Source organism: Buttiauxella sp. S19-1 (genome assembly GCF_022134725.1).
GTDB lineage: Bacteria > Pseudomonadota > Gammaproteobacteria > Enterobacterales > Enterobacteriaceae > Buttiauxella > Buttiauxella ferragutiae.
Genome location: NZ_JAHWLU010000146.1, coordinates 1 through 10,254 on the forward strand (window position 1 = coordinate 1; position 10,254 = coordinate 10,254).

The 10,254-nt window shown below is 53.4% G+C and carries 6 protein-coding genes; 2 read left to right on the forward strand and 4 right to left on the reverse strand.

What is annotated here, in order from left to right; genetic code table 11:
- Positions 1–274: 274 nt before the first annotated feature.
- The 4 genes from efeB to putP all read right to left on the reverse strand — a co-directional run bounded on the left by efeB (position 275) and on the right by putP (position 5,373).
- Positions 275–1,558: an iron uptake transporter deferrochelatase/peroxidase subunit gene (gene efeB, locus MES37_RS21735; RefSeq protein ID WP_121813920.1), complete on the reverse strand. Its 1,284-nt coding sequence runs from the start codon at positions 1,556–1,558 to the stop codon at positions 275–277.
- Positions 1,559–1,563: 5 nt separating this feature from the next.
- A complete protein-coding gene (efeO, locus tag MES37_RS21740; protein WP_064548039.1) occupies positions 1,564–2,688 on the reverse strand; it encodes an iron uptake system protein EfeO in 1,125 nt (374 codons plus the stop codon).
- A 62-nt stretch (positions 2,689–2,750) separates the two neighbouring features.
- Positions 2,751–3,584 (reverse strand): iron uptake transporter permease EfeU, encoded by an 834-nt coding sequence (gene efeU / locus MES37_RS21745; RefSeq protein ID WP_064548041.1) that lies wholly within the window; start codon positions 3,582–3,584, stop codon positions 2,751–2,753.
- A 280-nt stretch (positions 3,585–3,864) separates the two neighbouring features.
- On the reverse strand, positions 3,865–5,373 hold the full coding sequence (gene putP / locus MES37_RS21750; RefSeq protein ID WP_064548043.1) for a sodium/proline symporter PutP: 1,509 nt from the start codon (positions 5,371–5,373) through the stop codon (positions 3,865–3,867).
- A gap of 378 nt (positions 5,374–5,751) precedes the next feature.
- Between putP and putA the strand changes: the two genes are divergently transcribed.
- On the forward strand, positions 5,752–9,711 hold the full coding sequence (gene putA / locus MES37_RS21755) for a trifunctional transcriptional regulator/proline dehydrogenase/L-glutamate gamma-semialdehyde dehydrogenase (protein WP_237932625.1): 3,960 nt from the start codon (positions 5,752–5,754) through the stop codon (positions 9,709–9,711).
- 100 nt (positions 9,712–9,811) lie between these two features.
- The gene (locus MES37_RS21760; RefSeq protein WP_121813922.1) at positions 9,812–10,210 is read left to right on the forward strand and encodes a lysozyme inhibitor LprI family protein; all 399 of its coding nucleotides are present in this window, start codon (positions 9,812–9,814) and stop codon (positions 10,208–10,210) included.
- Positions 10,211–10,254 lie beyond the last annotated feature (44 nt).

Here is a 10,254-nt window from a genome sequence, read left to right on the forward strand (position 1 = left end):
CCTGACACGGAGGCAAAATGGAGGTTTACCGCTTGCGGCGATTTATTTGCCGGGAGTCCGGGTTCTTAGGGTGGCGACGGTGGCCACCCTAAGACGTTCACCGGTTCCGTGGCGACATAAATACACTCTCGCCTGGTGAACGGAACCTGCTCCGGATCGGCAGGGACCGCCCTTCAAAGATGTGTATCACAGACAGCAAGAGAGGGAGAGCACCAGACAGTCCCTTCTCCCTCAGGGAGAAGGTTAGGATGAGGGTGGTTTCAACATCACCAAACTATGCCTCCAACAACCCCTGCCCTAAATAATGCTGACTATCCTTAACGCCAGGCAAAACAAAGAAGTAACCGCCGCCAATCGGCTTCACATACTCCTCCAGCGCCTCGCCATTCAGACGTTGTTGCACCGCCAGAAAACCTTTCTCAAGGTCGTGCTGGAAGCAGACAAACAACAATCCCATATCCAGCTGGCCTGATTTGGAAACGCCCAACGAATAACTGTAACCGCGACGCATCATCAGGTTTGATTGGGTTTCTTTGGTGCGCGGATTTGCCAGACGAATATGTGCATCCAGCGCAATCACGTTACCGTCAGGGTCGGCGGCATAGTCAGGCTCGTCATGCTCGTTTTTCATACCGAGCGGTGCACCACTGTGTTTATCGCGACCAAAAATAGTTTGCTGCTCTTTAAGCGGCGTTCTGTCCCAGAACTCAACATGGAACTGAATGATGCGTACCGCCTGATAGCTGCCGCCCACCGCCCATGCTGGTTCCTGCTGGTTGCCCGTCACCCAAACAACTTCATCCATCAGCGGTTTATTGCCGCTGTCTGGATTGGCGGTTCCATCTTTAAATCCCAGCAAGTTGATCGGCGTTTCTTTACCGCGGCTACGCGCGGCGTGACTGGAGATAAACCCTTCACGCTTCCAGCGCACGCTGAGCAAATCTGGCGTGTGCTTGATGATGTCGCGCAATGCGTGGATAACCGTATCTGCGGTATTCGCGCAAATCTGGATAAGCAAATCACCATGACACAAGCTGGCGTCCAGCGAGTCGTTAGCAAAGCGTTCCATTTTTTGCAGTTTTGTTGGCTTCAGCCCTTTCAGGCCAAAGCGTTCATCAAACAGTGACGTCCCCGCCGACAACGTGAAAGTCAGGTTGTCAGGGTAAATTTCGGCACCGAGGATCCCGGAGTCCATGGGTGGCATCCGCGGATTCGGGGTGTCCGGTGCCGGGCCGCCAGTGGTCAGGAAATCGAAACGCGCAGACAGCAATTTGAACAAACGTTCAAGCTCAGCTTTATCACTTGCCAGCACATCAAAAGCCACCAGCATCATCGCCGCTTGCTGTGGCGTCAGCACGCCTGCCTGATGCACTCCGTAGAACGGTTGTTTTTCCATGCGCGCATCAGGCGGCAGCGTGCCGGGAGAAGTTTCCGGTTTTGCCGCATGTGCCACAGGGCAACCACCCGCAACGGCAAGGGCGCCACCAAGCGCGCCCAAACCTTTCAGTAACCGACGGCGCGCCGGAAGGTGGCCGCCGTGTTTGCTATTTTCATCCATAAAACTTAATCCAGACCCAGTACGCCACGCAGTTGTGACAAATCTTCAGCCAGCGCCGTGACCGGCCCTTTCAGTGCATTACGGTCAGCGTCGGTCAACTTGTCGTAAGTCTCAAAACCGTCTTTGGTGCGATATTTCGCCAGGATGGCGTCAACTTTCTTGAAGTTGGCATCCACTTTCGCCAGCAACGGTGCGTTATCTTTCACCAGTAAAGGACGCAGCAAGTTGACGATTTTCTGTGCACCATCGACGTTAGCCTGGAAATCCCACAGATCAGTGTGGCTGTAACGGTCTTCTTCTCCACTGATTTTGCTGGCAGCGACTTCTTCAATCAGGCCCGCTGCACCACCAACCACTTTACCTGGTGGGAAGGCCAGTTCAGAAATGCGGGTTTGCAGATCCAGCACGTCGCTATTGAGCTGATCGGCATATTTTTCCATGCCTTTGGTGGAGTTATCACCAAACAGTGCTTTTTCCAGACGGTGGAAACCGGTGAATTTCGGGTCGTTAGCTTTCTGCTCATAATCGTCTTCACGGGCATCGATGCTGCCGTCCAGATCGGAGAACAGTTCGGCAATCGGTTCGATACGTTCGTAATACTGACGTGTTGGTGCATACAAGGATTTAGCTTTTTCTATGTCACCGGCTTTCACTGCGTCAGTAAAGGCTTTGGTACCTTTAACCAGTTCGGCCACTTGGGCAGTGACGTAGGTTTTATATTCGGTAATCGGGCCGGATAACGCCATCAGGTCGTTTTTCGGTGCGGCCTGGTCGCCAGCAGCTTTAACGATAAGTTTGCCTTTCGGGTTGCTGAGCAGGCCGCAAGTCATGTCGTACTCACCGGCTTGCAGGTTGGCCGTCATTTTCTGAGAGAAGCCCGGCGCGATGTTCTCACGCTCTTCGACTACCATCACCCCTTTGAGGATTTCCCACTCCAGCGCTTTCTGGCTGTTGTTCTGAATAATGAACTGGGTTTTACCGGCGTTAACCGTAATGTTCATCGGTTCGCACTGTTTATCAGTAACGGTGACTTTTACCTGAGGAACATCGGCGGCTTGCACCGCAAAGGCTGAAGAGGCAAGCGCAAACAACGCAGCATGCAGGGCTTTTCGACGAAAATGTGTAGTCATGGCCAATCCCTTTAAAACATCAGTATGTTGTAACTAAGAGGCGATTTCTCGCCACAATATTATTAACGAACGCTATTTGTCGCCTGGCTACCCAGACGTGGGGGAATGAAGAACAGCACCAGCGCGGGAATCAGGTAAATAAAGTACATCGCCACTTCGCTGACGCTAGGCGCTTCCTGATAACCAAAAATGCCCTCAAGCAGCGTGCCGGTCAGGGAATGCGTTGAAAGAACATTACTCAGGTCGAAAGCGATATCCTGGAAATGGTTCCAAAGCCCGGCTTCATGGAATGCACGAACCGCACCCGCAGCAAGACCGGCGGCGACCAGTAAAATAAACAAGCTGGTCCATTTGAAGAAAACGGCAAGATTCAGGCGTATGCCGCCCCAATAAAGCAAGAAGCCCAGCACGATGGCAGTGCCAAGACCGAGCATCGCACCAAGTGGCGGCATAATGCCGACGTCCTGCTGGAATGCCGCCAGCAGAAAGAACACCGATTCCAGCCCTTCGCGGGCGACGGCGAAGAACACCATCATAATCAACGCCCAGCCGTGGCTGCCTTTGCTATGCAGCGCTTCATCGACCTTCTGCTCCAGCTGCCCTTTGACGTTGCGCGATACTTTGCGCATCCAGAACACCATCCAGGTCAGGATGAATACGGCGATGACGGCGACAATGCCTTCAAACATCTCTTGTTCTTTTTGCGGGAATTCGCCGGTCGTTTCGTTGATGAAGATGCCTAAGCCTAAGCAAAGCGCTGCGGCTGCAACCACCCCAATCCACATGACGCCAATCCACTGGCCGCGTTGTGTGCGCTTCAGATAGCTGGCTATCAAACTGACAATCAACGCGGCTTCCAGCCCTTCGCGTAACATAATGAGAAACGGAACGAACATTCCTGATACTCCAACTGTGAACTCAGGTCAAAAGACGTAAAGAAAAGTAAAACCAGAACGATTGTGATTATCATTACCATAAAAATAAACACAAGCAGAGAATTTGAATTTTTGTGTATAGCTGTAAAAAAGGCCGCTATTAGCGGCCTTCCAGATTGCTGGCAAAGGGTGATAAACGTGTTTTGTAGGGTGGATAAGCGTTAGCGTCATCCACCGTTTGCGCGCGTTGTGTCGGATGACGCTGCGCTTATCCAACCTACGAAGAGGTTTGTCAGCAGAATTACTCGACCTGTAACTTCGACGGTGGAGCGGTGTGGTAAATCTCATCCGCTTGTGCAAAGCGTTTTTGCATCGATGTACTTGGCGCTTTGCCAAGCAGGCTAACAACCACAATACCGATGCTGCCGAAGATGAAACCAGGAATGATTTCGTACAGACCCAACCAGCCAAACTGTTTCCAGACGATGACGGTCAAGGCACCGATGATCATCCCCGCAAGCGCGCCATTGCGCGTCATGCGTGACCACATGACCGAGAACAGCACAACCGGGCCAAACGCGGCACCGAAGCCTGCCCAGGCGTAACTCACCAGACCAAGAACGCGGTTTTCAGGGTTAGCCGCCAGTGCGATGGCAATCAGAGCAACCAGTAGCACCATGAAACGCCCTACCCACACCAGCTCTTTCTGCCCGGCATCTTTACGGAAGAAGGCTTTATACAAGTCTTCAGTAATGGCGCTGGAACATACCAACAACTGGCAGCTCAGCGTAGACATCACCGCCGCTAAAATCGCTGACAACAAGATGCCTGCAATCCATGGGTTAAACAGTAATTGCGCCAGCTCGATGAACACACGCTCGCCGTTCTGGTTAACAGAGCCTGCCAATGACGGGTTGTTATTGAAGTAAGCGATACCGAAGAAGCCCACCGCACACGCACCCGCCAGGCACAGCACCATCCACGTCATACTGATGCGACGCGCTTTGACGATGGTGTGATGTGAATCTGCCGCCATGAAACGCGCCAGAATATGTGGCTGGCCGAAGTAACCCAGGCCCCAGCCCATCAGCGAGATAATCGCCACAAAGTTCAGGCCTTTGAGCATATCGACGTTTTCAATACTTTTTTGCTTGATAACCGCCATTGAATCGTCAAAGCCGCCCACTGCGATAACCACCATCACCGGTGTCAGGATCAGCGCAAAAATCATCAGGCTAGCCTGCACGGTATCGGTCCAGCTCACTGCCAGGAACCCGCCCACGAAGGTATAAATGATGGTTGCCGCTGCACCCGCCCACAGTGCGGTTTCATAGCTCATGCCAAAGGTGCTTTCGAACAGACGAGCCCCCGCCACGATGCCAGATGCACAATAGATAGTGAAGAACAGCAGGATAACCAACGCTGAGATAATACGCAGGATGCGGCTTTTATCTTCAAAACGTCCGGTGAAATAATCAGGCAGCGTCAGTGCGTTGTTGTTCACCTCGGTGTGAACACGTAAACGTCCGGCGACCAGTTTCCAGTTGATATACGCGCCAACCGTCAGGCCGATGGCAATCCAGCTTTCTGAAATACCAGAAAGGAAGATGGCGCCAGGCAGCCCCATCAACAACCAACCGCTCATATCGGATGCGCCCGCTGACAACGCCGTGACCACGCTTCCCAGGCTACGACCGCCCAGAATGTAGTCGTCAAAATTCTTGGTAGAACGCCAGGCGATAAACCCTATCAATATCATGCCAAAGATATAGATAAAGAAAGTCACCAGCATTGGTGTGCTCATGGTCATGCAGATCTCCAAATTTTTATCCATGCCGGAACGCAGCACGGGGATATAGTCATTTTTATTCGCAAGCGTTTTAACACACTATTCACAATAAATTCACCGTACAAAAAATAGCTTTTTGCAGGAGGTTGCACTCGCTCACGCTTTTTATGGTTGCACCTATGGAAAGTGTTAACTATGTCGGTAATTTCGCCCTGTCAGCAAATGATTAGCCAGACAACTTCCTTATTTCTTATTTAACAATTCACTCTTTTTTCAGCTTGCTATCTGGCTCACATTTAACAAGGTTGCACAAAGTTGCAACATGATAGATATTGCCGGATAACTTTTATCAACCCTATATGTACTCACCCGATTAATAACGGGTAAACAGGAGCACTAATGGCCACCACCATGGGCGTCAAACTCGACGACGCAACCCGCGAGCGCATCAAAGAAGCCGCATCACGTATTGACCGCACACCGCACTGGCTAATTAAACAGGCGATTTTTAATTATCTGGAACGTCTCGAAAATAATGACGAATTACCAGAACTGCCGGCCCTGTTAGCGGGTGCAGCAAACGAAAGTGATGAAGCCGCTCCGCACGTTGACGAGGCGCACCAACCGTTCCTCGATTTCGCTGAACAAATTCTGCCGCAATCGGTTACCCGTGCCGCCATTACTGCCGCATGGCGTCGTCCAGAAACCGACGCGGTGCCGATGATTCTGGAACAGGCTCGCCTGCCGCAAGCTATCGCCGAACAAACTCATAAACTGGCTTATCAACTGGCCGAAAAACTGCGCAATCAGAAGAGCGCCTCTGGTCGGGCGGGCATGGTACAAGGTTTGCTGCAAGAATTCTCGCTTTCCTCGCAAGAAGGTGTGGCGCTGATGTGTCTGGCCGAAGCGTTGCTGCGTATCCCGGATAAAGCCACGCGTGATGCGTTAATTCGCGACAAAATCAGCAACGGCAACTGGCATTCGCATATTGGCCGTAGCCCGTCGCTATTTGTCAACGCCGCCACCTGGGGTTTGCTGTTTACCGGCAAACTGGTGTCCACCCACAATGAAGCCAGTCTGTCGACCTCCCTGAACCGCATCATCGGGAAAAGCGGTGAACCGCTGATCCGTAAAGGTGTGGACATGGCGATGCGTTTAATGGGCGAGCAGTTTGTCACCGGCGAAACCATTGCCGAGGCGCTTGCCAACGCCCGCAAACTGGAAGAAAAAGGTTTCCGCTACTCCTACGATATGTTGGGTGAAGCGGCATTAACCGCCGCCGATGCACAGGCTTACATGGTTTCTTACCAGCAAGCGATTCACGCGATTGGCAAAGCTTCTAATGGCCGTGGCATTTATGAAGGCCCGGGCATCTCAATCAAACTTTCTGCGCTGCATCCGCGCTATAGCCGCGCGCAGTATGACCGCGTGATGGAAGAGTTATACCCACGCCTGAAATCTCTGACGCTGCTGGCTCGCCAGTATGACGTGGGGATTAACATCGATGCGGAAGAAGCCGACCGTCTGGAGATCTCCCTCGACCTGTTGGAAAAACTCTGTTTCGAACCGGAACTGGCAGGCTGGAACGGCATCGGCTTCGTCATTCAGGCCTACCAAAAGCGCTGCCCGTTTGTCATTGACTACCTGGTTGACCTCGCTTCCCGTAGCCGTCGCCGCCTGATGATCCGCCTGGTGAAAGGCGCATATTGGGACAGCGAAATCAAACGCGCACAAATGGACGGGCTGGAAGGCTATCCGGTATATACGCGTAAGGTTTACACCGATATTTCCTACCTCGCCTGCGCCAAAAAGCTGTTGGCAGTGCCGAATCTGATTTACCCGCAGTTCGCCACACACAACGCGCACACCCTGGCGGCAATCTACAACCTGGCCGGGCAAAACTATTACCCAGGCCAATATGAATTCCAGTGCCTGCACGGCATGGGCGAACCGCTTTATGATCAAGTGGTCGGCAAAGTTGCCGATGGCAAACTGAACCGCCCTTGCCGCATTTATGCACCGGTCGGCACCCATGAAACGCTGCTGGCTTACCTGGTGCGCCGCCTGTTAGAAAACGGTGCCAACACCTCGTTTGTTAACCGTATTGCCGACAACACCTTGCCGCTCGACGAACTGGTTGCCGACCCGGTAACCGCTATCGAAGCTATCGCGGCAAAAGAAGGTCAGCTTGGCTTGCCACATCCAAAAATTGCCACGCCAAAAGAGTTGTATGGCGCGGGTCGCACCAACTCCAGCGGCCTGGACCTGGCGAACGAACATCGTCTGGCGTCACTCTCCTCTGCCCTGCTCAATAGCGCAGCCCAGAAGTGGCAAGCGCTGCCAATGTTAGAACATGCCGTTGCGGCGGGCGACATGGTGGCCGTGAAGAACCCGGCAGAGCCAACTGACATCGTCGGTTTCACTCGCGAAGCCACGCCAGAAGAAGTTTCTCAGGCGCTGGAAAGTGCGGTGAACAACGCGCCAATCTGGTTCGCCACCCCGCCACAAGAACGCGCCGCGATTCTTGAACGTGCAGCCGTGATGATGGAAGGCCAGATGCAGCAATTGATTGGCATTCTGGTGCGCGAAGCTGGCAAAACCTTCAACAACGCGATTGCTGAAGTGCGCGAAGCGGTGGATTTCCTGCACTATTACGCCGGTCAGGTGCGCGATGATTTCGATAACGAAACCCACCGTCCGCTCGGCCCGGTGGTCTGTATCAGCCCATGGAACTTCCCACTGGCCATCTTTAGCGGCCAGATTGCTGCCGCCCTTGCCGCGGGTAACAGCGTGCTGGCAAAACCGGCTGAACAAACTCCTCTGATTGCTGCGCAAGGCGTTGCCATTCTGCTGGAAGCTGGTGTGCCTGCGGGCGTGCTGCAATTGCTGCCAGGCCGTGGTGAAACGGTTGGCGCACAGTTGACAGGCGATCCTCGTGTACGTGGCGTGATGTTTACCGGTTCCACCGAAGTCGCGACACTGCTGCAACGCAACATTGCTGACCGTCTGGACCCGCAAGGCCGCCCAACACCGCTGATTGCTGAAACTGGTGGTCTCAACGCGATGATCGTCGATTCTTCGGCGCTCACCGAGCAAGTCGTGGTTGATGTGCTGGCCTCGGCATTTGATAGCGCCGGACAGCGTTGTTCTGCATTGCGCGTGTTGTGTATTCAGGAGGATGTTGCCGAGCACACGCTGCAAATGCTGCGCGGTGCGATGGCGGAATGCCGCATGGGCAACCCAGGCCGCCTGACGACCGACATCGGCCCGGTTATCGACGCCGAAGCGAAAGAGAATATCGAGCAGCATATCCAGACGCTGCGCAGCAAAGGCCGCAAAGTATTCCAGGCGGTGCGTGATAACAACGTGGATGCGAAAGAGTGGCAAAGCGGTACGTTCGTTGCGCCAACATTGATTGAGCTGGAAAGCTTCGACGAGATGCAAAAAGAAGTGTTTGGCCCGGTGTTGCACGTGGTGCGTTACAACCGCAGCAACCTCGAAGCATTGATTAAGCAAATCAATGCTGCCGGATATGGCCTGACGCTGGGTGTGCATACCCGTATCGATGAAACCATCGCTCAGGTGACCGGTTCAGCGCATGTCGGCAATATGTATGTGAACCGCAATATGGTCGGTGCGGTGGTCGGCGTGCAGCCATTCGGCGGCGAAGGTTTATCTGGCACTGGACCGAAAGCCGGTGGCCCGCTGTATCTGTACCGCCTGCTGGCGAACCGCCCGGACAATGCGCTGCAAACGACGTTTAATCGCCAGGATGCTGAATTGCCGGTGGATACCACGCTGAAGGCCAGCTTGCAGGAATCCCATCAGGCACTAACGCAATGGGCGGCCAACAAAGGTGAATTGCCAGCCGTGTGCGAACGTTTCGCGCAACTTGCGCAAAGCGGCACGCTGCGCCAATTGCCGGGGCCAACCGGTGAACGCAACACCTACGCCTTAATGCCACGTGAGCGCGTATTGTGTATCGCCGATAACGAGCAAGATGCGCTGGTGCAACTGGCGGCAGTGACTAGTGTTGGTAGCCGTGCACTATGGGCCGATGACAAGCTGCATCGTGAACTGGCAAAAGCCCTGCCTGCGCGGGTGCAAAAGCACATCGATTTTGCCAAAGAAGATGCCCTGCTCGGCCAGCTGTTTGATGCGGTGATTTACCACGGTGATTCCGACCAGTTGCGTGCGCTATGCGAAAAAGTCGCGGCCCGCAATGGGGCGATTGTTTCGGTGCAAGGCTTTGCGCGCGGAGAAACCAATCTGTTGCTGGAACGTTTGTACGTTGAGCGTTCGCTGAGCGTGAACACCGCAGCCGCCGGTGGTAATGCCAGTCTGATGACAATCGGCTAAGGTTTCACTAAGCTTTCGGGAATAATTTGTATGGCCTTGTAGGGTGGAAAAGCGATAGCGCCATCCATCCTATAAAGGCCTTTTTCTTCGAGGAATGATGATGAAACGCGTTTGTTTACTGATTACGGGATTGCTGCTGAGCGCTAACGTACTGGCTGACAGTTGCGATAACGAAACATCTCAGGCCGGGCTGAATGAGTGTTATGGCAAAGAATTTAAGAAGCAGGATGATTTGCTCAACCACGCTTATCAGCAGGCGATGAAACTCGCCACCGACACCCAGAAAACACAGTTAAAAGCAGCGCAAAATGCGTGGATTGCTTTTCGCGATGCCGATTGCGCGTTTTTAACTTCAGGGGCTGATGGCGCATCTGTCGCGCCAATGGTGCACGCCCAGTGTATGACTGACAAAACCCGCGAGCGCACTGAGCTGCTGAAAAGCACGCTGCAATGCGAAGAAGGCGATGTCAGCTGTGTTTTCCATTCAAGCCCGAATTAACGCACCCGAATCCCTTCAATAATCATCCGCTGCACGTTCTCGAC

Coding starts and splice junctions, on each gene's coding strand:
- putA (WP_237932625.1), top strand. CDS start 5,752: ATGGCCACCACCATGGGCGTCAAACTCGACGACGCAACCCGCGAGCGC.
- efeU (WP_064548041.1), bottom strand. CDS start 3,584: ATGTTCGTTCCGTTTCTCATTATGTTACGCGAAGGGCTGGAAGCCGCG.
- MES37_RS21760 (WP_121813922.1), top strand. CDS start 9,812: ATGAAACGCGTTTGTTTACTGATTACGGGATTGCTGCTGAGCGCTAAC.
- efeO (WP_064548039.1), bottom strand. CDS start 2,688: ATGACTACACATTTTCGTCGAAAAGCCCTGCATGCTGCGTTGTTTGCG.
- putP (WP_064548043.1), bottom strand. CDS start 5,373: ATGACCATGAGCACACCAATGCTGGTGACTTTCTTTATCTATATCTTT.
- efeB (WP_121813920.1), bottom strand. CDS start 1,558: ATGGATGAAAATAGCAAACACGGCGGCCACCTTCCGGCGCGCCGTCGG.